The 23994-nt window shown below is 46.6% G+C and carries 19 protein-coding genes and 3 pseudogenes; 8 read left to right on the forward strand and 14 right to left on the reverse strand.

Annotation, left to right across the window (positions count from 1 at the left end; translation table 11 throughout):
* Positions 1-132 precede the first annotated feature (132 nt).
* The 4 genes and pseudogenes from dtd to LIN98_RS04025 all read right to left on the reverse strand — a co-directional run bounded on the left by dtd (position 133) and on the right by LIN98_RS04025 (position 2534).
* Positions 133-567, reverse strand: coding sequence for a D-aminoacyl-tRNA deacylase (gene dtd, locus LIN98_RS04010; protein WP_005566600.1), 435 nt, complete (start codon positions 565-567; stop codon positions 133-135).
* On the reverse strand, positions 564-1394 hold the full coding sequence (locus LIN98_RS04015; RefSeq protein WP_005566601.1) for a virulence factor BrkB family protein: 831 nt from the start codon (positions 1392-1394) through the stop codon (positions 564-566). The genes dtd and LIN98_RS04015 overlap by 4 nt, the downstream gene beginning before the upstream one ends.
* A pseudogene (locus tag LIN98_RS04020) lies at positions 1391-1863 on the reverse strand (YchJ family protein). The gene LIN98_RS04015 and the pseudogene LIN98_RS04020 overlap by 4 nt, the downstream one beginning before the upstream one ends.
* Positions 1864-1865: 2 nt before the next feature.
* Positions 1866-2534, reverse strand: a complete 669-nt coding sequence (locus tag LIN98_RS04025; protein ID WP_005546916.1) for an MOSC domain-containing protein — start codon at positions 2532-2534, stop codon at positions 1866-1868.
* 125 nt (positions 2535-2659) lie between these two features.
* Here LIN98_RS04025 and LIN98_RS04030 point away from each other — a divergent pair, with 125 nt between their 5' ends.
* Together LIN98_RS04030 and LIN98_RS04035 are read left to right on the forward strand one after the other, a co-directional pair.
* Positions 2660-4159, forward strand: a complete 1500-nt coding sequence (locus LIN98_RS04030; RefSeq protein WP_249856167.1) for a helicase HerA-like C-terminal domain-containing protein — start codon at positions 2660-2662, stop codon at positions 4157-4159.
* Positions 4160-4547: 388 nt separating this feature from the next.
* Complete coding sequence (locus LIN98_RS04035; RefSeq protein WP_005570752.1) at positions 4548-5312, forward strand: class I SAM-dependent methyltransferase; 765 nt, start codon at positions 4548-4550, stop codon at positions 5310-5312.
* Positions 5313-5389: 77 nt separating this feature from the next.
* Here LIN98_RS04035 and LIN98_RS04040 read toward each other — a convergent pair whose 3' ends face one another.
* Positions 5390-6283 (reverse strand): LysR family transcriptional regulator, encoded by an 894-nt coding sequence (locus LIN98_RS04040; RefSeq protein WP_005546922.1) that lies wholly within the window; start codon positions 6281-6283, stop codon positions 5390-5392.
* 358 nt (positions 6284-6641) lie between these two features.
* Between LIN98_RS04040 and LIN98_RS04045 the strand changes: the two genes are divergently transcribed.
* The 4 genes and pseudogenes from LIN98_RS04045 (at position 6642) to LIN98_RS04070 (ending at position 11657) form a co-directional block, all read left to right on the forward strand.
* On the forward strand, positions 6642-7487 hold the full coding sequence (locus LIN98_RS04045; RefSeq protein WP_005546924.1) for an aldo/keto reductase: 846 nt from the start codon (positions 6642-6644) through the stop codon (positions 7485-7487).
* 63 nt (positions 7488-7550) lie between these two features.
* Complete coding sequence (locus tag LIN98_RS04050; RefSeq protein ID WP_148326219.1) at positions 7551-8531, forward strand: aldo/keto reductase; 981 nt, start codon at positions 7551-7553, stop codon at positions 8529-8531.
* Between the two features lie 225 nt (positions 8532-8756).
* A pseudogene (locus tag LIN98_RS10385) lies at positions 8757-10412 on the forward strand (carboxylesterase/lipase family protein).
* Positions 10413-10547: 135 nt separating this feature from the next.
* Positions 10548-11657 (forward strand): annotated as a pseudogene (locus LIN98_RS04070) (alpha/beta hydrolase).
* Between the two features lie 138 nt (positions 11658-11795).
* Here the strand turns inward: LIN98_RS04070 and LIN98_RS04075 are convergent.
* On the reverse strand, positions 11796-12686 hold the full coding sequence (locus LIN98_RS04075; protein WP_014167605.1) for a LysR family transcriptional regulator: 891 nt from the start codon (positions 12684-12686) through the stop codon (positions 11796-11798).
* 99 nt (positions 12687-12785) lie between these two features.
* Here LIN98_RS04075 and LIN98_RS04080 point away from each other — a divergent pair, with 99 nt between their 5' ends.
* Positions 12786-13850: an alpha/beta hydrolase gene (locus LIN98_RS04080; protein ID WP_014167606.1), complete on the forward strand. Its 1065-nt coding sequence runs from the start codon at positions 12786-12788 to the stop codon at positions 13848-13850.
* 152 nt (positions 13851-14002) lie between these two features.
* Here LIN98_RS04080 and glmS read toward each other — a convergent pair whose 3' ends face one another.
* From glmS to LIN98_RS04115, 7 genes are all read right to left on the reverse strand, one after another.
* Positions 14003-15838: a glutamine--fructose-6-phosphate transaminase (isomerizing) gene (gene glmS / locus LIN98_RS04085; RefSeq protein ID WP_005586860.1), complete on the reverse strand. Its 1836-nt coding sequence runs from the start codon at positions 15836-15838 to the stop codon at positions 14003-14005.
* Positions 15839-15892: 54 nt separating this feature from the next.
* Positions 15893-16669, reverse strand: a complete 777-nt coding sequence (locus tag LIN98_RS04090) for a DeoR/GlpR family DNA-binding transcription regulator (protein ID WP_005562331.1) — start codon at positions 16667-16669, stop codon at positions 15893-15895.
* Positions 16670-16815: 146 nt separating this feature from the next.
* Complete coding sequence (locus LIN98_RS04095) at positions 16816-17088, reverse strand: HU family DNA-binding protein (protein ID WP_005541993.1); 273 nt, start codon at positions 17086-17088, stop codon at positions 16816-16818.
* Between the two features lie 166 nt (positions 17089-17254).
* Complete coding sequence (locus tag LIN98_RS04100) at positions 17255-17845, reverse strand: YjaG family protein (protein WP_032999899.1); 591 nt, start codon at positions 17843-17845, stop codon at positions 17255-17257.
* 17 nt (positions 17846-17862) lie between these two features.
* Positions 17863-18927 carry a uroporphyrinogen decarboxylase gene (gene hemE, locus LIN98_RS04105; protein WP_005566644.1) on the reverse strand — a complete coding sequence of 355 codons (1065 nt, stop codon included), beginning with the start codon at positions 18925-18927 and terminating at the stop codon, positions 17863-17865.
* On the reverse strand, positions 18924-19724 hold the full coding sequence (nudC, locus tag LIN98_RS04110; protein WP_014167609.1) for an NAD(+) diphosphatase: 801 nt from the start codon (positions 19722-19724) through the stop codon (positions 18924-18926). Before nudC ends, hemE begins: the two co-directional genes overlap by 4 nt.
* Positions 19725-19862: 138 nt before the next feature.
* On the reverse strand, positions 19863-20507 hold the full coding sequence (locus LIN98_RS04115; protein WP_005566909.1) for a hypothetical protein: 645 nt from the start codon (positions 20505-20507) through the stop codon (positions 19863-19865).
* A 257-nt stretch (positions 20508-20764) separates the two neighbouring features.
* On the opposite strand from LIN98_RS04115, the gene pckA reads away from it, so the two are divergent.
* Entirely contained in the window at positions 20765-22381 is a 1617-nt protein-coding gene (pckA, locus tag LIN98_RS04120) for a phosphoenolpyruvate carboxykinase (ATP) (protein ID WP_249856168.1), read from the forward strand.
* 64 nt (positions 22382-22445) lie between these two features.
* On the opposite strand, the gene ppx is transcribed toward pckA, so the two are convergent.
* Complete coding sequence (gene ppx, locus LIN98_RS04125; RefSeq protein ID WP_005589368.1) at positions 22446-23993, reverse strand: exopolyphosphatase; 1548 nt, start codon at positions 23991-23993, stop codon at positions 22446-22448.
* Position 23994: the final 1 nt, after the last annotated feature.

Genomic DNA, 23994 nt, shown 5'->3' on the forward strand with positions numbered 1-23994 from the left:
TATTGCTAATCATTCTAAACACCAGGAATTTTTATGCGAAGAATAAAAAATTTTTATCGATCACGGAAGGAATTTCAATTTAGCAGAAAAATCGGGCGACTGCTAGGGAAACGCATAAAAATTTCATCCGGTCTAACAACTTAACCAAAATGTGACGGGACCGTCGTTAACCAAACTCACCTGCATATCCGCCGCAAAACGTCCACATTCTACCTTTAATTTGTCACCGCACTTTCGCACGAAATACGTATAAAGCTCATTTGCCAACGGCGGTGGTGCCCCTTTAGAGAAACTCGGGCGTAGCCCTTTTTGCGTATCTGCCGCCAAGGTAAATTGCGACACCACCAATAATTCGCCGCCGATTTGCTGTACATTCAGATTCATTTTGTCATCTGCGTCGCTAAACACGCGATAATTCAACACCTTCTCCGCCAGTTTATCCGCTTTTTGTCGGTCATCATCCTTTTCCACGCCCAGCAGCACCAACAATCCCTTGCCGATTTGCCCGACCACTTCGCCACCGACTTCCACTTTCGCCTGTGTTACCCGTTGAATTAACGCAATCACTGTTTTACCTCCTGATGATTTACTTGTTTTTTCGACCGCACTTCCGCCAGCACCGCCGCCAGTTGTGCGCCGAGCAACACGAAAGTCCAGCTTAACTGAATCCATAGCAGCATAATCGGCAAGGTCGCCATGGCGCCGTAAATTAATTGATAAGAGGGAAAAGTCACAATGTACCAAGCAAATGCCTGCTTACCCAGCGTAAAAAACACCGCGGCAATCAGCGCACCGGCAGCAGAATGTTTAATACTGACTTTTTTATTCGGCACCACCATATAAATCACGGTGAAAATAAACCAGGTGGAAAGAAACGGCACAAAACTGAGTAATTTCAAACCGAAAGAAGAAGCTGCAGAATACTCAAACATGGTTTTCACATAAGAACTGGCGGCAATACTGGTGCCTACTAACAGCGGACCTAACGTCAAAATCAGCCAATAAATCGCAAAAGAGGTAAAAATCGGGCGGGTACTGGTGTCATGCCAAATGCCGTTCAGGGTGCGGTCGATGGAATTAATCAACATCAATGCCACCACAATTAAACTGATGATACCCACCGCACTCATCTGTTTGGAATTATTCACAAATTCATCAATATATTGCCCCACCACGTCACCGGCGGAGGGAGCGAAATTAGTAAAAATAAACTCTTTCAACGCACCGGTAACTTCGTTAAAAACCGGAAAAGCGGAGAAGATGGAAAACACCACCATAATCAGCGGCACAATGGCGAGCATGGTGCTGTACGTCAGATAACCGGCGGCTTGCGTGAGTTTATTTTGATTAAAACGTTGCCAAAACAACGCACAAAAGGTTTTTAGATCAATCATAAAAATCCTCCGCAACAATGCTTAAATTTTTTGCCGGAATCGCATATGCAAGGCTGTTTCATGGTCGGTAGCGGCACCGTCGGATCCACAAAATACCAACGCCTGTCAATTTTCACAAAAATCGAACGTTCAGATGCGCCTGCTCACCTTCTTCGCCCTGAAAAATGGCGTTAAATTCCACCGCACTTTGCACCTTCGTCAGGGTTTCCGTATTCAGAATCTGTAAGCCAAGCCATTGCGTATTTTCCGCCCAGGTTTGAATTGCCTGCACGTTCAGCAGCTTTTGTTGGTTCGGCACGGTGGTTTCCACAATATAAGGCACATTTTTTAACACATACGCGGCATAGCGCGAGCGCATGAGCTGCTCGGTAGTTTCGGGAAACTGCACGTAAGCATGAAAACGCCCGCAGCATTCCCCATAGGTGTTATGGGAGTGACAAGGGCAATAGGAATCTAAAAGTTCGGTCATTTTTAACTCTGTTTTTGTTGTAACTTGGTAAGCTGAGAATGCAACGAGCGTTTAAACGCCGGCGCCAACACCTCAAGTGCCAACGCCTGTTCCAATTCGTTAATCGTGTCGGGCGCCGAAAGCAAGCGGTTCAAATGGCGAATGGTAAAGTCGGGATGCGGACGCGCCTGCAAAATTAATTTGTCGCCCCGCTGAATTTCCCCCTCGCGTACCACCCGCACATACCAGCCCGACCAGCCGGAGCGATACACGGTTTGTTGCGTGTTCGGATTATTGGTATTTTTCGATAAGCGCTCACAAGGTTTACGCGGCTGCGACACCTCCACCACGCAGGAGCCGATTTGATAAATATCGCCCACACACACGGAATCTTCATTCAGCGCGGAAACCACAAAATTCTCGCCGTAAACTGCTGTGTCCTGATACGAAAAATTTTCGTCTAATAACGCATTTAACGCAGGAAAGGCATCTGCCGACATAAAAAATAACGCTTTATCCACACCGCCATGATGGGCTTTCAATCCCACATCATTGCCTTCCGCACCAAGTGAGTGAATTTTCACCGCCTCCACCGGCACTTTGCGAATGGCGCTTTCATACAGCGAACCGTCGGCAAAGGTAAGCTGTTGCACCTTGCCGATTTTAATGATCAAAATTTCTGCCGTTGCCATCACTTTCCCTGTTATTTTCTAAAATCTGCGGAATTATACCGTAAAAACAACTTATTTTTTGACCGCACTTCTATTTTTAAATATCATGCGGGAAATTTATCCGTCATCAATCAGGAACACTCAACATGCAATATTTACTCGCCCAAACCGAACAAAATCAACAATTCGGCATTTCCGCCAAAATGGCAAACCGCCACGGCTTAATCGCCGGCGCCACTGGAACCGGTAAAACCGTCACCTTACGCAAAATGGCGGAAACCTTCAGTGATGACGGCGTGCCGGTATTTTTAGTGGATGTAAAAGGCGACTTATCGGGCTTGGTGCAAGCAGGCGCGATGCAAGGCAAAGTCGCCGAGCGTATCGAACAGTTCAATTTAGGCGGCGAAAGCTATTTAAGCGGCTATCCCGTGTCCTTTTGGGATGTCTTCGGCGAAACCGGCATTCCGCTGCGCACCACCATTTCCGAAATGGGGCCGTTGTTGCTCTCCCGTTTATTGAATTTGAACGCCACCCAAGAAGGCTTGCTCAATCTGGTGTTCCGCGTAGCCGACGACAAAGGCTTATTGCTTATCGACTTAAAAGATCTGCGCGCCATGTTGAAATATGTGGCGGAAAATGCCAAAACCTTCCAAGTGGAATACGGTAATGTATCCGCTGCCAGCGTGGGAGCCATCCAACGGGCATTATTAACGCTGGAAAATGAAGGCGCGGCAAATTTATTCGGCGAACCGGCGCTGAATCTGGAAGACTGGTTGCAAACCTGTGACGGTCGTGGTGTCATCAATGTGTTAAATTCGGAAAAACTGATCAATTCTCCGCGCATGTACAGCGCCTTCCTGCTTTGGTTAATGGCGGAATTATTTGAGCAATTGCCGGAAGTGGGCGACCCCGACAAACCGAAATTCGTCATGTTCTTTGACGAAGCTCACTTGCTGTTCGACGGCGCGCCAAGTGTATTGGTGGATAAAGTGGAACAGGTTGTGCGCCTGATTCGCTCCAAAGGCGTGGGCATTTATTTCGTGACCCAAAACCCGCTGGATTTGCCGGACACCGTGCTTGGGCAATTAGGTAACCGCGTACAACACGCCCTGCGTGCCTTTACGCCGCGTGATCAAAAAGCAGTGAAATCGGCGGCGGAAACTTTCCGCACCAACCTAAAAGTCAACGTGGTGGAAACTATCTCCACCCTTGGCGTGGGGCAAGCGCTGGTCTCTTTCCTGGATGAAAAAGGTATGCCGACACCGGTGGAAATCGCCTACATTTTCCCGCCGAAAAGCCAATTGGCACCGATTAGCGCCGAACAACGCGCCGCATGGGTGAAAGACGACGATTTGTACGCGTTCTATAAAGATTATGTGGATAACGAATCGGCATTTGAAGTGTTAAATGCGCAGGCAGATCTCGCCGCCGTAGCGCAAAAACAGGCGGAACAAGCCAAACAGGAAGAAGAAAACGGCATCATGGGCAGTCTCAGCCGCATGATTTTCGGCACCAAAAAACGCGGCGAACAACTCTCGGTTACCGAACAAGTCGTCAGCAGTGTGGCAAAATCCGTCGGTCGCAATATTCGCAACCAAGTGACAAAACAAATTATGCGCGGTATTCTGGGCGCGTTTAAGAAGTAAAATTCACCCGTAAAAATGACCGCACTTTTCGCTATTGGGCTTGCAACATAAGCATCTCATACCCAAAAGTGCGGTCACAAAAAATTCCGTTTTTTGAACGTTGGTTATGCCAAGGGCCCCGAAGGGGTGAATAAATCACTTCAGTGATTTATGAATATTTTTCCAAACGTTTTTCACCCCCTTAATCCCAGCCTTTAATTAAGAATAATTCTCATCTATAATCATCCTGTTCTCAAGAAGACAACATTCGTCTTTTCCCGACGGCAGCTTGCGCCGTACTGTCCGCCACACATGACTCTCTACGCGGTTTAACCGCGCGTTTCCACAAGGAGGTAATGATGTTTAAATTCAGGATGCGGTCAGCGAGACCCTGCTTATTCCGCTCTATATGCGCTATCACGAGTCCCTCAAACCCGATCCGATTATTCACGACGCATCGGCGCTACGCCTGGTGCCGCAAATTGATTATGATTTCAGTAAGTTTGACACTGCTATCCACAGTTCAGTAGGGTCGGCTATTCGCGCTACCTATTTGGATAGCCTCACCAAAGCCTTTATTCAACAGCACCAACAACCGATTATCGTGATGATCGGTTGCGGGCTGGATGCGCGTCATGAGCGCGTGGGTGACATCGGCAAAAATGTGCCGTTCTATGAGCTGGATTTGCCCGATGTGATCGCATTGCGCAAGCAACTGATGCCGCCGGCGGAAAATGAAATTTTGCTTGCCGCGTCGGCGTTTGATACGGATTGGATGGACGAATTACGCTCCACCTATCCGCAGGCACAGTTTTTATTTGTTATTGAAGGCGTATTGATGTATTTCAATGAAGCGCAGGTGAAAAAGCTGTTTGAAGATCTTGCCGTCCGTTTTAGTGGTGGCGAAATCGCCTTTGACATCGGCAGCACTTGGATGAGTCGCAATTCGCAAAAACACCATGACGTGATGAAACATATGCGGGCACAGTTTGATTACGGCTGCGATGATGATCATGAAATGGAACGTTGGGCGGATAATCTCCACCTGATTTCGGCGAAGTATATGTTTGATTTTCCCGCCTGGAAACGTATCGGCTTGTTGCAAGCCGCCATCATGTGGATTGTGCCCTTCGTGCGCAAATCTTATCGTTTCCTGTATTATCGGATAAGTTAAAATTCACCCTAAAAACAAACCGCACTTTGATTGCTGAAACCAAAGTGCGGTTTGTTTTCAACGTGTTTTTCCTGCGGTTAGATTTTCAATGCCGCCACCAAGGCTTTAAAGAGCGGTGAATTTTGGCGGCGATTTGGGTAGTAGAGATGATAGCCGTCGTAGCTGATAGCGACATTGCTCAACACTTCTACTAATTCGCCGCTGTCTAAATAAGGCTGCATGGTGTCGATGGGCAACCATGCCAAGCCTTTGCCCACCAACACGGCACGGCTGATTAAATGGCTGTTGTTAAAACAAAGTTGTCCTTTCGGGTGGAATTTCACCACAGGCGCGGATTTTTTTGCAGGCTGAAATTCCCACGTCATAATGCTGTCTGAAGTTGGCAAACGCACCAGCAAGCACTCGTGTTCGCCCAAGTCTTCTACTTTCTTCGGTGTGGCTTTTTTGGCGAAATACTCTGGCGTGCCGACCACCGCCATTTGCATTTTGTCGCTTAATCTCACGGCGATCATATCTTGTGCCACGTCCGATCCTAAGCGAATACCCGCATCAAACCGCCCCGCCACGATATCCACAAATTTGGTGTCACTGGTCAATTCCAATTCCATTTCGGGGTATTGTTCCGCGAACGCCATCAATTTATCCCACAAAATGGATAAAAAAACATGATCGTTACCGTTAATGCGTAATTTCCCTTTCAACGTGTTGCGAAAGGTGCTTAATGCGTTGAGATTATCTTCAATACTTTCAAACAACGGCAAGAGATTTTGAAACAACTGCTCGCCCGCCTCCGTGGTGGCAATGCTGCGTGTGGTGCGGTTGAACAGTTTGATGTTGAGCTGTTCTTCCAGCTTGCGAATGGAATGGCTTAATGCGGAGGTGGAAACGTTTAATTTTGCGGCGGCTTTGGTGAAACTGCCTTCTTGCGCCGCGGTGATAAAGGTGCGAAGTTCGTTGATGTTGTCGATCATAGGCGGTGTTCTATTGTTGAATATTATTCACAAGGCTATCCGATTTTTTCCTACTAATCAAATGAATCAAAGTTTTTTATAATGCACAAATCAAAACGAAACGCGGAATAATCCTCTCGCCCGCTTGAGGGAGAGAGAGACGGAAATTGCGTCAGGCAATTTTCGTCAGAGAGAGGGGGAACGATATTGATTTTCCCCTCTCCCTCCGAGAATTCTGCGAATTTTCTCCACCCAATACTCGCTTCGCTCGCCCCTTCGGGGTCGTTGGCAGAGCCAACGCTCAAATGCAAGCATTTGTCCTGCAAGCGAGAGAGGGGATAAGGTAGCCCCAAAATTCAATAAAACAAGGAAAAACAAAATGGAAAAAGTATTCAAATTAAACAACGGTGTAGAAATGCCAATGGTAGGTTTCGGCGTATATCAAGTGAGCGATGAAGAAACCGAAAAAGCGGTATTGGAAGCACTCAAAGCAGGCTACCGTTTATTAGACACCGCCGCAGTGTACGCCAACGAAGCGGGCGTAGGGCGTGCCATTAAAACCAGTGGCATTCCGCGTGAAGACATTTTCGTCACTACCAAACTGTGGATTCAACGTAAAAACGGTTATGAAAACACCAAAAAAGCCTTGGAAGATTCCCTTGAACGTTTAGGGTTGGATTATGTGGATTTATATTTAATGCACCAACCGTTGGGCGATGTACACGAAGAATGGCGTGCGATGGAAGAGTTATACAAGGCCGGCAAAGCTCGTGCCATCGGCGTGAGTAACTTCCACACTGACCGTTTAATGGATTTAATCACCTGCCACGACATCGTGCCGGCGGTGAATCAAATTGAAACCCACCCGTTCTATCAACGTGATGAAGAAATTGCGTTCCACAAAGAACACGGCATTTTGCAACAATCTTGGGGCCCGTTGGCAGAAGGGAAATTTGACATTTTTACCAACCCTGTATTAACCAAAATTGCCGAAAAACACGGTAAATCGGTGGCGCAAGTGGTGTTGCGCTGGTTAAACCAACGTGGCGTGGCGATTATCCCGAAATCGGTGAAAGTGGAACGTATGCTTGAAAACCGCGATATTTTCGGCTTCACCTTAGATGAACAAGATTTAGCCGACATCGCAACCCTCAACCGCAATGAAATCATCTTCAATCACCGCGATCCCAAAATGATTGTGTGGTTGGCGCAGGCAAGAGGGTAAAATTAACCTTTTGCTTGATAGGGTGACAAACCACCCTATCTTACGAAAAACAAGGAGAACAATATGCAAACTCGACAACTTGGCTCACAAGGTTTAACGGTTTCTGAGCTTGGTTTGGGCTGCATGGGCATAACTTTCGGCTATAGCACGGAAATTCCTCAAGCAGAGGGGGTAAAACTCATTCGGCAAGCCTTTGATTTAGGCGTCACGTTTTTTGATACCGCCGAAGCCTATGGTGAAGCGAATGAAGTGTTAGTGGGGAAAGCTGTTGCGCCATTTCGTGATCAGGTAGTGGTTGCGACCAAGTTCAGTTTCAAAAATGGTAATGTGGCGGAGGGGCTGGACAGCCGTCCTGAACGCATTCGCCAAGTGGTGGAGCAATCACTCAAACGCATGAACACCGATTATATTGATTTGTTGTATCAGCACCGCGTCGATCCGAATGTGCCGATTGAAGAGGTGGTGGGCGCGGTGAAAGACTTGATTGCAGAGGGCAAAGTGAAGTATTTCGGCTTGTCTGAAGTGGGTGCGGAGATTATCCGTCGCGCTCACGCCGTTCAACCTGTGTCGGCATTGCAAAGCGAATATTCGTTGATGTGGCGTGAACCTGAAGCGGAAATTTTCCCACTGCTAGAAGAATTAAACATTGGCTTCGTGCCATTTAGTCCATTGGCAAAATCCTTGCTTACCGGAACGATCACCGCCGATACCCAATTTGCCGCCAACGATTTCCGCAACAGCGTTCCCCGTTTGCAAGGCGATGCGCTGAAAAGCAACCTTGGGCTAGCCGAATTGGTGAAAAACATCGCCGCTCAAAAAGGCGTAACTCTAGCACAAGTTGCCTTGGCTTGGGTGTTGGCGCAAAAACCATGGATTGCCCCGATTTTCGGCACCACGAAACCTCATCGTTTAGTGGAAAATTTAGGTGGTGCGGACGTGCATTTAAGCGTAGAAGATTTAACTCGAATTCAAACCGCACTTTCGCAAATTCAGATTGTGGGCGAGCGTTATAGTGCGGCAGGGCAGGCATTGATTAATCGTTAATAGATAAATCCTCTCTTCCGCAAGCGGGCGAGAGGATAAAATTCAACCCCAAAGGGGCTGAACTATGCGTCACCTAGGGTAACTTGTTACCCTAGGAATAAAACTTGGCATTTTAATTATTGAATTTCACTCAATAGCCTTTCCAATAAAACCCCATTTATCAAAATAAAAACGCTCGCTAAAATAACCGCACTTTCTTGATGATGACACTTTTAGGAGAATCCGATGAAACTTTTCCCTTCCAAATTGACGTTAGCTCTTGCTATTGCAAGTGGCTTAAGTGTAACAAATTTAAGCTATGCCACTAACGATACTATTCAAGCGGGCAACGGCATTGCCGTGGTACAAACCCAATCGGGTGAAATCCAAGGTTATATTCATAACGATATTTTGACCTATAAAGGCATTCCGTATGCCACAGCAGAACGTTTTATGCCACCAAAACCGGTGGAGAATTGGCAAGGGACAAAAATGGCGTTGACTTATGGCGATGTCTGCCCGCAAGTGCCGATGGGCGGTCGTAGTTTCTTCTTTACCGGACCTGAAATGACGGAAAGTGAGCAATGTTTAAATTTAAACGTTTGGGCGCCGAAAAATGACGGTAAAAAACGGGCGGTGATGGTGTGGATTCACGGCGGCGGTTTTCAATCGGGCGCATCAAATGATTTAGACAGTTATGATGGCGAAAACTTAGCCCGCAAAGGTGATGTAGTCGTTGTGTCGGTTAATCACCGTTTAAATGCCATGGGATATTTAGATCTTTCTGCTTACGGAAAACAGTATAAAAATTCAGCAAATGCGGGTATTCAAGATTTAGTGGCTGCATTGGAATGGGTGAAAGCGAATGCTGAACAATTTGGCGGTGATCCGAATAATGTGACCATCTTCGGTGAAAGTGGCGGTGGTGCGAAAGTGTTAACCTTAATGGCGACACCAGCAGCAAAAGGCTTGTTCAACAAAGCGATTGTGCAAAGTGGTGCGGTAGAAAAAATGGGTATGACGCTTACGTCACCGAAAACAGGGCAACGCGTGGCGGAGCTGACCCTTGCAAATTTAGGCGTAAAACCGACCGCACTTAATCGACTTAATAGCTTTACACCGGATCAAATTAATGCTGCCGCCAATAAAGCCTTAAAACAAACCGCAGAAGAACAAAAAATCACACCATTACGCGGAACGGGCTATGGCTTAGCGTGGGCACCAACAATGGACGGCGATTATATCCCGCAGGAGCCTGTGGGCAAAAATACCCAGAAATCGCGAAAGATATTCCACTTCTGATTGGTTCAAACTTAACGGAATGGGAAAGTTTTGGGGCACAGCTTGATCTTGTCAACACTCAAAAAGACAACCGTTTCATTTGGACGGAAGCACAAGTTCAAGAAAAATTAAAAGCGAAATATGGCGAGAAAACTGATGAAATCGTGGCTGCATTCCGTGAAGCGTACCCAGATCGTATGCTTGCCGATGCGTTATATGTAGATAGCTTCTTGCGTGCCCCTGCGTTAAAAACCGCGGGCTTGAAATCAAGATCAAAAAGGTGCACCTGTGTATAACTATTTGTTTACCTGGGATACGCCTGTGTTTAATGGCACGCCAATGAGCTACCACACCGCAGAAATTGCCTTTGTGTTCAACAATATTCAACGTATGGCACAAGCCACAGGCGGTGGTGATGAAGCTCAAGCGTTGGCGGATAAAATGGCCCGTGCGTGGACGAACTTCGCTAAAGCAGGCAACCCGAACGGTGAAGGCTTACCGCAATGGGACGCTTACACCCGCGAAAACGGCAATGTGATGATTTTTGATAACCAAGTGGAAGTGAAACAACATCACGATGCGAAGTTGCAGCGTTTGTTGGCGCCGAGTATGAAGTTTTAGGCTTTTTCACAAAGGAAGCGTAGGGTGGGATTTATCCCACCGATAATAAGATTGATTGTTTAATGGTGGGATAAATCCCACCCTACCATAACCCGCAAGTGGGCGAGAGTCCCCCCACTTTCAAAAGGAAACCCCATGAAAAAATTCGCAAAAATTTCTACACTTTTAACCGCTTGTGCCTTAGCCGTACAAGCCTACGCTGCCCCACTTTCCATTGAGAAGCAAGGCTCCTTTGCCGTGGGCGGCACGGTGAAAACCTCGGAAGGCACTTATACGCCAATCCCTGATGCGATTAAAAACCGCCAAAGCTCGGCATTTTTTGATGTGTACGGCGAGGCGGTGAAAGCAGGAGGAATGACGCTACACGGTGATCATGCCAGCGTGTTTTACCAAATTCCAACCAATGCGAAATAAAATTCGTTGGTGTTCTTGCAAGGCTACGGGCAATCTGCACGCGGTTGGATGACCACACCAGACGGACACGAAGGCTTTAACGAGCTTTTCTTGCAACGCAACTACCCAGTTTATTTGGTGGATCAACCTCGTCGCGGACAAGCAGGACGCAGTACTGTTGATGCCAATGTGCCAGCCACACCTGACGACCAATTTTGGTATGCCCAATTCCGTATCGGTGTTTATCCGAAGATGAACGAAGGCGTGGCATTCCCGAAAGATGCGGAAAGCCAAGCACAATTCTTCCGAATGATGACGCCAGACACGGGGGCATTTGATGTGCCGGTTATCACCGATAGTATGGTGAAACTCTTTGATAAAACAGGCGGTGGCGTATTTGTGACCCACTCCGCAGGCGGGGTTATCGGTTGGACAACAGCGATGGCAAGCGATAAAGTCAAAGGCGTGGTTGCTTATGAACCCGGTGCGTTTTTCTTCCCCGAAGGCGAAACGCCTGCGAAATTAGAGAGCAAATTTGGTGATGTTGCTCCGCTGACTGTGCCGAAAGCGCAATTTGAAAAACTCACTAAAATGCCAATTGTCATCTACTTTGGCGACTTCATTCCCGACCATTTAGACGGCACGCAAGGCGGCGAGCAATGGTTTATCCGAATGAAAATGGCACAACAATTTGTGGATACCATCAACAAACACGGCGGCAAAGCGGAGCTAATTCATCTGCCGAAAATCGGCATCAAAGGCAACACGCACTTTATGTTTAGCGATTTGAACAATGATAAAGTGGCGGAAGAAATGGCGCGCTGGTTGAAGGCAAAGGGGTTGGATAAGTAATCACTTCGTAATAATTATAAAGCCGAGGGTAACAAGTTACCCTCGGTTAGGTATAGTTCAGCCCCTCTGGGCTGATTCTTTTAATACCCCAATGGGGTATAGCTATGCTTAACCGTGGGTATTTATACCCACGGACGGCTACACCCGCAACGCCTCCACCACCAACTCAAACGCTCGTGAATGCCCTTGTCGGTTTGGGTAGTAGAGATACAGCGGTTCGTATTCCATTGCGTATTCGTCGAGCAATTCCACTAACCGCCCCGCTTCCAAATCCTTTTCCACCACGATTTTTGGCAGCCACGCAATGCCTAAGCCGTCTAGGGCGGCTTGGTGGCGTAAGCCGTTATTCACGGAAAAATGTGGTTCGGGTTGGAAGGTGATGCGTTCGCCCTTGTGTTGAAATTCCCAGTGGGCTTCGCCGTGTTGGTTGGAAAGTCGCAGACCAATCAGGAGATGGGCGGGCAAGTCAGCGATGGCTTGCACGGACGGTTTGCCACGCAAATAATCGGGGCTTGCCACCACCGCCATTCGGACGGGGTCAGAAATTTTTACTGCAATCATATCCTTATACAAGGCATATCCCAGCCGCACGCCCATATCAAAGCCCTGTTCCACAATGTCCACCCAACGGTTTTCCACCACCATTTCGATTTTCAGTTCGGGGTAGCGTTGCATGAGCGTTTTTAATTTCGGGTAAAGCAACAAATTCGCCGCCACTTCGCTGGTGTTGATGCGGATGGTGCCAAGGGGGGAATTTCGCCAGTCGTCTAACTGATTGAGTCCGCCTACGATGGCGTGAAAGTGCGGTGTGATTTGGGCGAGTAATTTTTCCCCTGCGTTGGTGGGGGAAATGCTGCGTGTGGTGCGGTTGAGCAGCCGTAAGTCCAGCGATTTTTCTAAGCTTTTCACATTCTGGCTGAGTGCCGATGACGTTACGCCCAGCTTGTTCGCCGCTTTGGCAAAAGAGCCTGCCTGAACCACTTGGATAAAATAATAAAGCTCGTTGAGGTTGGGAAGATTGTTAAGCATTGCTTTCTAATATATTAAGGAAAAGGTGGTTTATCTTATCATAGGGCTTCGCTATAATGCATACATCAAATGACGAAACAACCTCAAACAGGACATCTTATGAAGAAACTTTTAAAAACCACCCTTTTAGCCACATTAATTGGTACATCATTTTTAGGAGCAAATGCAATGGCAGCAGATTACAAACAAAATCCGTTCACCTTGGCTTATGACGGGGCAATCACCGAAAACGTGAAAGGCAAAGTGAATATTCACCCGGTGACTTACGTTAATAACGACGGCATTAAAATTTCCGCCAACGTTTACACACCAGCCAACTTTGACCCAAACAAAAAATACCCGGCAATTACCGTAGCGCACCCGAACGGCGGCGTGAAAGAGCAAGTGGCAGGCTTATACGCCCAAAAATTAGCCGAACAAGGCTATATCACCATCGCGGCTGATGCGGCATACCAAGGTGCAAGCGGTGGCGAACCACGTCAAACCGACAAACCGGCAAACCGTATCAACGATGTTCACGCAATGGTGGACTTCCTTGAAAAATATCAAGGCGTAGATACCAACCGTATCGGGGCATTAGGCATTTGTGGCGGTGGCGGTTACACCTTCGCGGCAGCACAAAGCGACAAACGCTTGCACGCCGTGGCAACCGTGAGCTTGTTCAACACAGGTGATGTGCGTCGTAACGGCTTAGGCGGAAGCCAAGTTTCTACTATTCAAGAACGCCTTGCACAAGCGGCGGCAGCGCGTACCGAAGAAGCCAAAGGCAACGTGGAATACGCAGCGAATGCGGATATGAGCAAAATCACCGAAGCGGACGTGGCGAAAATGCCTGCTGGCTTATACAAAGACGGTTTTGAATACTACGGCATCACCCACCGCCACCCAAACAGCACGCCACGTTACACCATGGGTAGCTTGTTAGACTTAATGACATGGGACGCCACCGACCACGCGGAACTCATCAACACGCCATTATTGATCGTGGCAGGCGACAAAGCCGACACCCTTTATATGAGCGACAAAGCCTTTGAAAAAGCAGGTTCGCAAGACAAAGAATTGGTGAAAATCCCAGGAGCGAGCCATATCGAAACCTACTGGAAGCCTGAATATGTGAAACAAATCAGCGAGAAATTGACGGATTTCTTTGGGAAGAAATTGTAATTCTTTCATCTCCCTTCTCCCGCAAGCAAGCGGGAGGATATGTAAAGAGCGATTATTTTCTCGATCATAAATTGCAAAATCTCCCAAAAAACAAACCGCACTTTGATTGCTGAAACCAAAGTGCGGTCGAATTTTAAAGCGTTTTTTTGCGATTACTCTACGGTGACCGCTTTCGCCAGATTACGCGGCTGATCCACGTCGGTACCTTTAATCAGCGCGATGTGATACGCCAACAACTGCATTGGCACGGTATAATAAATCGGCGCGGTGATTTCGTTGACCGTCGGCATGGTGATGATTTTCATCCCTTCCGCTTCGGTGAAGCCTGCTTCTTTGTCGGCGAAAACATATAACTGACCGCCGCGAGCGCGCACCTCTTCGATATTGGATTTGATTTTTTCCAATAGTTCATTGTTCGGCGCCACCACAATAACCGGCATATCCGCGTCAATTAACGCCAACGGGCCGTGTTTCAATTCACCGGCGGCATAGGCTTCGGCGTGAATGTAAGAAATTTCTTTCAGCTTCAAGGACGCTTCCATGGCAATCGGATAATATTCGCCGCGACCTAAGAATAAGGCATGGTGTTTTTCGGCGAAATCTTCCGCCAGCGTTTCAATTTGTTTATCGAACGCCAAGGCTTTCTCAATTTCTGCCGGCAAGGCTTGTAATGCTTTGACCATTTCCTGTTCTTTTTCGGCGGAAAGCGTGTGTTTCGCCTTACCGATCGCCACCACCAACATTAACAATGACGCTAATTGTGTAGTGAAAGCTTTGGTCGAAGCCACGCCGATTTCCACGCCGGCGCGGGTCATGAAGGCTAAATCGGATTCACGCACCAGAGAGGAACCCGCCACGTTACAAATGGTCATTGCCGCCATGTAGCCTTTTTCTTTCGCCAAACGCAAGGCGGCTAAAGTGTCCGCCGTTTCACCGGATTGGGAAAGAGTAATCAACAGGCTGTTCGGGCGCACCACAAATTTGCGGTAACGGAATTCGGAAGCGATTTCAATATCGCAACTGACGCCTGCTATGCTTTCAAACCAATAACGCGCCACCATACCGGAGTTGTACGAAGTACCGCAGGCAACGATTTGAACATGTTCGACTTTTTCCAGAATTTCTTTGGCACTGTTACCGATAGCTTCAACTATCACGTTATTGTGGGTCACACGACCTTCCATGGTGTTAATCAGTGCGGTCGGCTGTTCGTAAATTTCTTTTTGCATGAAGTGGCGATATTTGCCTTTTTCCGCCGCATCGTTTTCTAAATTGGAATCGTGCGCTTCACGTTCGACTTTGTTGCCGTCGCGATGATCGTAAATATCCACGGAACGACGGGTAATTTCGGCAATGTCGCCTTCTTCCAGGAAAATAAAGCGACGTGTCACGCTTAACAACGCAAGCTGGTCGGAAGCAAGGAAGTTTTCACCAATCCCTAAACCGATCACCAACGGGCTACCGGAACGGGCGGCAACCAAATGTTCCGGTTGCATACGATCCATCACCACCATGCCGTAAGCACCGGTTAATTGTTTCACCACTTTTTGCACCGCTTCCAATAAGCTACCCGCCGTGCGCATTTCCCATTCCACTAAGTGCGCAATCACTTCCGTGTCGGTTTGGGAGGTAAAGACATAGCCGCGTTCTTTTAACAAGGTGCGCAATTCTTCGTAGTTTTCAATAATACCGTTATGCACTACAGCGAAATTGCCGGAAACGTGCGGATGGGCATTTTCTTCGGAAGGTTCACCATGGGTTGCCCAACGGGTATGCGCAATCCCGGTGCCGCCGATTAATGGCGTTTTTTCCACTGCATCATCTAACGCTTTCACTTTGCCTAAGCAGCGCACACGTTGCAATTCATGTTGCGAATTGACCACCGCCAAACCTGCCGAGTCGTAACCACGATACTCAAGACGATGTAATCCGTTAATTAAAATTTCCGCGATATCACGTTGTGCCACTGCACCGACGATTCCACACATAAGCTTTAGCTCTCCTGAATTAAATAAAAAAACGTTTGCGAAAACCACCGCACTTTAAGCACAGATCACCTCTACGCCATGGGCTGCAATACGGTTTTTGCTTTCTTCCGACAACAAACTATCGGTAATTAATACATCAATTTGCTGCCAGGTTAATTCTACATTGGGCATTTTGCGCCCGATTTTTTGTGATTCCACCATCACAATCACTTCACGTGCCACTTCCGCCATAACACGGCTTAAACCAACCAATTCGTTAAAGGTGGTCGTGCCGCGTTCAAAATCAATGCCATCCGCGCCGATAAATAACTGATCAAAGTTATAAGAACGCAACACCTGTTCCGCCACATTGCCTTGAAAGGATTCGGAGCGGTTATCCCAAGTGCCGCCGGTCATTAACAGGGTCGGTTCATTTTCTAAAGAACGCAACTCATTCGCTACATACATGGAATTGGTCATTACCACCAGACCTTGCTTGTGATTTAGCTGTTTAATCAATGCTGCCGTGGTGGTACCACTGTCGATAATAATACGATTATGATCACGAATGCGTTCCGCCGCGACTTTCGCAATTGCCAACTTTCGTTCCGAAAGAAAATCTTCTTGCGCATCTTCCAGCAATTCCTGCGGCATTAAAATCGCACCGCCGTAACGACGCAGCAGAAAACCATTACTTTGCAGCACCGATAAATCTTTACGAATAGTCACTTCCGAGGTATCGAATAATTGCACCAATTGCTCGACGCTGATTTCGCCCCGTTCCTGCAATAATTGCATGATGCCGTGGCGACGCTGTTGCGTATTACGGGTCTGAATGTTTCGCTTAGTCATTTTTGGGTCAAAATAGTTCAAATTAAATTTCGGTTCGAAAGTTTAGCGGTATTTAGGCGGGGTGTAAACGGAAGAATTTTCGGAAATAGCAAATAAAAAACCCTGTTTTGATAAACAGGGTTAAGTTCATTAAAGATAGGGGCTAATTATTTAACAGCATCTTTTAATGCTTTACCGGAAACGAATGCCGGAACTTTAGATGCGGCAATTTTGATTTCTGCGCCGGTTTGCGGATTACGACCGGTACGCGCTTTGCGTGCGTTCACTTTAAATGTACCGAAACCGATTAATTGCACCGCCTCACCTTTTTTCAAGCTGCCGGTGATAGCGTCTAAAGTTGCTTCTAAAGCTGCTTTAGCTTGTTTTTTGTTCAATTCAGCTGAGCTTGCGATAGCATCAATTAAATCTGTTTTGTTCATAGACTAGTACCTTCTATTTTTAAATAAATTTGACATTGGTGGAATAAACAACGTTTAAGATTATCTATTCAATGACCATAATCACTGGAATCAGTGCAGTGCAAAGCTTAATCTAAGTTGCACTTAAAGCAAAGCAGGAAATGTTATTTTTGCAGAAAATATCGCACTATTGGTCAATTTTTACACAAATATTCGAAATTCCTACCTCGCGTAACTCATTTTTTAAACCCAGAATCAGCTCAACATTGTGCTTTTCCGCGTCTTTCAGTACGCGATAAATTTGCCATTGCACGTCCAATTCTTGCTGAATTTCCTCGCTTTCCTTTAATTCTGTCTCGGATAATTCGCGTTCATTTTGTTCCGCCAGCAAATCCGCCACGGTTTGTAAAGATAATTGGCTTAATTTCACCGCTTGGGTTAGGGAATCGCCGGCAATGATGGTATGTAACATTTCCGATAATGCTTCACAGGCATCCAACGCAGGCACCACACCGTAAAAATCATAGTCATTCACATCGGGAATGATGTTTTCCAGTTTTTCCAGCTGATTTTCAAAATTAATCTTCGCGTCTTTAACGGTTAAATATTCCCACGCCAAATTCAGAATATTGTGATACACCTTGGCATGTTGCGGTTGTTCGGTAATTTGGCAAAACAGCTGATAATTAGGGTACATCCGCTCGCACAGGCACGCTATGAAAGTCAGGTGTTGCCAGGTGGCTAAATTTTCTAAACGTTTATGAATAGGATTTCGCATCATATTTCCACCGCACTTTAGAGATGATAAGGCTGAGACAGCTGATGTACTGCGTCTACCAACCGTTTCGGACTTTCTACCGGCACATCCTGATGAATGCCGTGACCGAGGTTAAACACATGGCCGTTGCCCGCACCAAACGCCGCCAAAATTGACCGCACTTCATCTTCAATTCGGTTTGCCGGTGCGTACAACACGCTCGGATCCAAATTGCCTTGCAGCGCTATTTTATGCCCCACACGACGACGGGCTTCGGCGATGTCCACCGTCCAGTCCAGCCCCACCGCATCACAGCCGGTGTCGGCAATGGCTTCCAGCCAGAGTCCGCCGCCTTTGGTAAATAACGTGACCGGCACGCGACGCTCTTCATGTTCGCGAATTAAGCCGTCCACGATTTTGTGCATATAGTGCAGCGAAAATGCCGGATAATCGCGGTGCGCCAACACGCCGCCCCAGGTGTCAAACACCATCACCGCTTGCGCACCCGCTTTAATTTGTGCATTCAAATACAAAATAACGCTGTCGGCGAGTTTATCCAACAACGCGTGCAATAAGTGCGGTTCGGCATACAACATTTTTTTTATTTTTGTGAAGGCTTTGGAAGAACTGCCCTCCACCATATAGGTCGCCAAGGTCCACGGGCTGCCGGAGAAACCGATGAGTGGCACCTCACCTTTCAGTTCACGGCGAATAGTGCGCACGGCGTTCATTACATATTGCAGCTCCTGTTCCGGGTCAGGAACGGGTAAATTTTCCACCGCACTTTTGCTGTCGATAACCCGTTCAAATTTCGGTCCTTCCCCTGCACCAAAGCTTAATCCCAGCCCCATGGCGTCAGGAATCGTTAAAATATCGGAAAATAAAATCGCCGCGTCCAAATCATAGCGACGCAATGGCTGTAACGTCACCTCACACGCCAATTCCGCATTGCGGCACAGGGACATAAAATCGCCTGCCTGTGCACGGGTCGCCTTATATTCCGGCAAATAGCGTCCCGCCTGACGCATCATCCAAATCGGCGTCATATCCACCGGTTGGCGTAGCAACGCTCTCAAATAACGATCATTTTTCAATGTAGTCATGCCCGTTCCTTATTATGGTTTATTTTATGCTGTTTACACAATTCAAGTGTGGTTTCAATTAATTTGCGTGCGATGGTGCCGTGCGGTGGCAGTTCGGGCAACGGTTGGTCGCAATCAAACCATTGTGCGTCATAAAGTTCTTCACGCTGAATAGTAATCTCGCCTCCTTCATAATCGGCTAAAAAACCCACCATTTGCGAATTAGGAAACGCCCAAGGCTGGCTGTCGAAATAACGCAAATTTTTTACTTTGATTTGGGTTTCCTCCCAAATTTCGCGATGTACCGCATCCTCAAAGGTTTCGCCTACTTCCACAAAACCCGCCAACGTGGTGTAAATGCCGCCTTTGTGGCGCATATGATTTGCCAGCAGGATTTGTGAATCGTGTCGTACTGCAACGATAATGGAAGGGCAAATGACGGGATAGGTATGAAAACCGCAGGCACGGCATTTTACCGCCCATTCCTCCTGCATTTGCTCGGTTTTTCCACCGCACTTTCCGCAGAATTGATGGGTCTGATAGAAATGATTTAACTCCACGCCGCAGCTCAACAGATTAAATTGCGCTTGCGGCAGCGGCAGTTGATCGCGTAAAGAAAAATAGGTGCGGTTGTCGTTCGGTTGGGTTTCCACCAAATATAACGGTTGCTCCAGCCATTCGCCGATGCGCATAGCATGAAGCCCGACGAAACCCAGTTCGGTGGCATTGCCGAAAGGAAGCTTGCCGTCAATTAAATGTATTGTTGATCCCTGAGTGAAAAGCCAAAAGCTCTTATCTTCAGGCTGAATAGCGTTCATTTTTAGCACCTGTTTAACTGCGTGAGAAATACATAAATTTTTATTCACCCGATTTAAAAAAACGTTGTTTTTTGTGATCGCACTTTTCAATAAAAAGTCAATTTTTTTATTCAGGCGGCCTTGTTTTTCGATAAAATTTTAGTCTTTCACAAACTCGCTGAAGGTGAGTTTGTACTTATCGCCGTCGCGATTGTAGGAAATAAAGCGAGGGAATTTTTCTCCCTCGTGTTTTTTCACCATAATGTCTTTATCGCCGGTTTTGAATTTGTAGGTGATTTCGGTCACCTCTTGTTTGTTATATTTAACCTGTTTCTTGCTGGTGTTCAGCACTACATTTTCCATTGGGTAGAGTTTTTTGCCGTTGGTGATTTGGAAGCTGTTCGGCAGTTTATCATAATAACTGAGCTGGAATGCCACAGTGAATAAATCATAGGTCGGCAGGGTTAACTCTTCGGTTTTTAAGCCGTTTTTTACTTTGCCGTATTCGATTTTATGATTGGCGATTTTGGCTTTTGCATAAGGTTTGTTATTACGCGTGTCTTGATAACTTAACATATTGAAAAAATTACTACTTTGCGTACCTTTGGAGGTGAACTGAATGTTGTATAAAGGCACGTTAATGTTAGCTTTAATTGTATATTCAAAGCCGTCCGATTTGAAATGTACATAAGCCGGCATTAAATAATTGGAACTGTATTTGATGTTTAAACCGGCAAGGTCTGCAGCCCACGCGGCGGGAAAGTAAAGTAAAGCGACAAGTAAAAAGGTTTTGCGTAATTTCATGCTATTCCTTCCGGGTGGTTGATCATTGTGTTACTTAGAACGAGCGCTAAATCATAAGTTCCCATTGAAAGTGCGGTGGTTTTTTGCGTTACTTTTAATAGAGCGAAAATGCTTCTCAAATCGGCGGGTAAATTTACCTAAAATGCAATAAAAAATAAAGCAATGTTCAAATATTTGATCAAGCTAACAGTTTTTAGGGAGAAATTTTCATAGAATGTTGTCCAATTTTTAACTTTTAACACAATGAGGTGAAGTATATGACAGATGTAAACGACGTAGTTAAAGAACTTGAGGCAATTGGTATTCATAATGTAAAAGAAGTGGTTTATAACCCAAGTTATGAACAACTTTTTGAAGAAGAAACCAAACCGGGCTTGGAAGGTTTCGAAAAAGGCACCGTCACCACCACCGGCGCGGTCGCTGTGGATACCGGCATTTTTACCGGACGTTCTCCTAAGGATAAATATATTGTTTTAGATGACACCACCAAAGACACCGTATGGTGGACTTCCGACGCGGCGAAAAACGACAATAAACCGATGACCCAAGAAACCTGGGCAAGCTTAAAAGACATCGTCACCAAAGAGCTTTCCGGCAAACGCTTATTCGTGATTGACGGTTTCTGCGGCGCCAGCGAAAAAGACCGTATTGCGGTGCGTATCGTGACTGAAGTGGCATGGCAGGCGCATTTCGTGAAAAATATGTTTATTCGTCCGACCGACGCCGAATTAAAAGATTTCAAACCAAGTTTCGTGGTGATGAACGGTTCTAAATGCACTAACCCGAACTGGAAAGAACAAGGCTTGAATTCCGAAAACTTCGTAGCGTTTAACTTAACCGAACGCATTCAATTAATCGGCGGCACCTGGTACGGCGGCGAAATGAAGAAAGGTATGTTCTCTATGATGAACTATTTCCTGCCGCTAAAAGGCGTGGGCGCAATGCACTGTTCCGCTAACGTAGGCAAAGACGGTGATGTTGCTGTGTTCTTCGGCTTGTCCGGCACCGGTAAAACCACCCTTTCTACCGATCCGAAACGTGAGCTAATTGGTGATGATGAACACGGTTGGGATGATGTGGGTATCTTCAACTTTGAAGGTGGTTGTTACGCGAAAACCATTCACCTTTCCGAAGAAAACGAACCGGATATTTATCGCGCAATCCGTCGTGATGCCTTATTAGAAAACGTAGTGGTGCGTGCAGACGGTTCAGTGGATTTCGATGACGGTTCCAAAACCGAAAACACCCGCGTTTCCTATCCGATTTATCACATCGATAACATCGTTAAACCGGTTTCCCGCGCAGGTCACGCTACTAAAGTGATTTTCTTAACCGCTGACGCTTTCGGCGTGTTGCCGCCGGTATCTAAATTGACACCGGAACAAACCAAATACTACTTCTTATCCGGTTTCACTGCGAAATTAGCCGGTACCGAACGTGGTATTACCGAACCGACCCCAACATTCTCCGCTTGTTTCGGTGCGGCATTCTTAACCTTACACCCAACCCAATATGCGGAAGTGTTGGTAAAACGTATGCAAGCGGCAGGTGCGGAAGCCTATTTGGTGAACACCGGTTGGAACGGCACGGGCAAACGTATCTCCATTAAAGATACGCGCGGTATTATCGACGCCATCTTAGACGGTTCTATCGAAAAAGTGCAAATGAGCGAATTACCAATCTTCAATTTGGCAATTCCTAAGGCATTACCCGGCGTTGATCCGGCTATTTTAGATCCGCGTGATACTTATGCCGATAAAGCGCAATGGGAAGCCAAAGCGAAAGATCTTGCTGGTCGTTTTGTGAAGAATTTCGAAAAATACGCTACCAATGCAGAAGGTAAAGCCTTAATTTCTGCCGGGCCCAAAGCGTAATCGGCTTATATAACAAAAATCCCCGTTATACGATGTCACGGGGATTTTTTATTGATCACGAAAATCAACGTGCCGACAGGCTTAATTCCAAGGTTTGTAAAAAACGATTTTCCAATGCCAAATCATTTTTCAGTAACGGGTTATGGGTTAAATAATCTGTTTCAAATTCCAACTGCCAGTCGCTAAAAGTGCGGTCGTTTTTCAAGATGATTTTTTCGGTTTTCTCGGTGGCTTGACGGGAGCGGTTAATAATCGCCGCCAAACGTAAAATACGGATGAGGGCTAAAACGTCTTTTTCGTTATAGCGGGAAAACTTGAACATATCCGGCAGTTTAAAGTTGCCGATATGATAGCGCACCAGCGTAGAAAGCAGACGATGCTGTTCGTTGTCAAAACCGGGCAGTTCCGTGTTGTATAAAATGTATGCGGAATGTTTCTGCATAGCTTTATGGTTAATCACAATGCCCACTTCATGCAAACGCGCTGCCCAAAAAAGCACATCCTGCATTTCCGGAATTAGCTCGGTGTTTTGCCAGGCATTATATTGATTAAACAATAAAACCGCGCTTTGATACACCCGCTCTGCCTGTGCCTGATCGATATTAAATTGCTCCGCCAAACCTAGTGCGGTGCGCTCCCGAATATTGTTGACCTGAAAATTTTGCTCCAGACTGTACATTACGCCTTCGCGCAATGCGCCGTCGGAATAGCGCATTTTTTCAATGTGAAAATTTTCAAAAACCGCGCTTAAAATCGCTAATCCCGGCACAAAAACATCGGCACGGTCAGGGTTTAAACCGTTGAATTTCAGTTGGTTAAAATGGGAATGTTGTAAAGTTTGTTCAATCAATTGGTCTAAGCGGGGCGCCGTGATGGTGCCGTTGGGATCGATATTTTCGTAAATTACTTGATGCACGGTTTTGATTGTTCCTGATGAACCCAGCACCGATTGCCAACCCAGGTTACGGTATTCCCAGGCGAGATCTTCAATTTTATTCAATGCACTTTGTTTTGCTTGCCGGAAATTTTCCGCGCTGATTTCGCCGTTCGGAAAGAATTTTTTCGCAAAACTGACGCAGCCCACATGACGGCTTTCGTAAATTAACGGCGTGAAATTATCGCCGATAATCATCTCTGTTGAACCGCCGCCAATATCAATAACGAATTTACGTCCGGTTTCCGGTTGGGTGTGGCAAACGCCCGCGTAGATGGTTTTGGCTTCGGTTTTGCCGCTAATAATATTAATTTGATAAGGAAATACGTTGGCGGCTTGGCGTAAAAACACGTCGTTATTTACCGCGCGTCGTAAGGTGTAAGTGCCGACGACGCTCACGTTTTCGGCAGAAAATCCCTGCAAGCGTTCGGCAAATAACGCCAGACAATTTACCCCGCGTTCAATTGCTGCCTGGCTTAACACTTGGTTTTCATCCAAGCCTTCCGCAAGCTGGACTTTCTGCTTCAACCGCGATAATACCTGTAACGTGCCGTTGACGATGCGGGCGATGATCATGTGAAAGCTGTTGGAACCTAAGTCGATCGCGGCGATTTCACGCACCTCGCCACGTCGGGCGTAGAGTTTGTTAGCTTTCTTTAGTAAATTTTCGTTATTCATA

The sequence above is a fragment of the Aggregatibacter actinomycetemcomitans genome (genome assembly GCF_023518055.1).
GTDB classification, from domain to species: domain Bacteria; phylum Pseudomonadota; class Gammaproteobacteria; order Enterobacterales; family Pasteurellaceae; genus Aggregatibacter; species Aggregatibacter actinomycetemcomitans.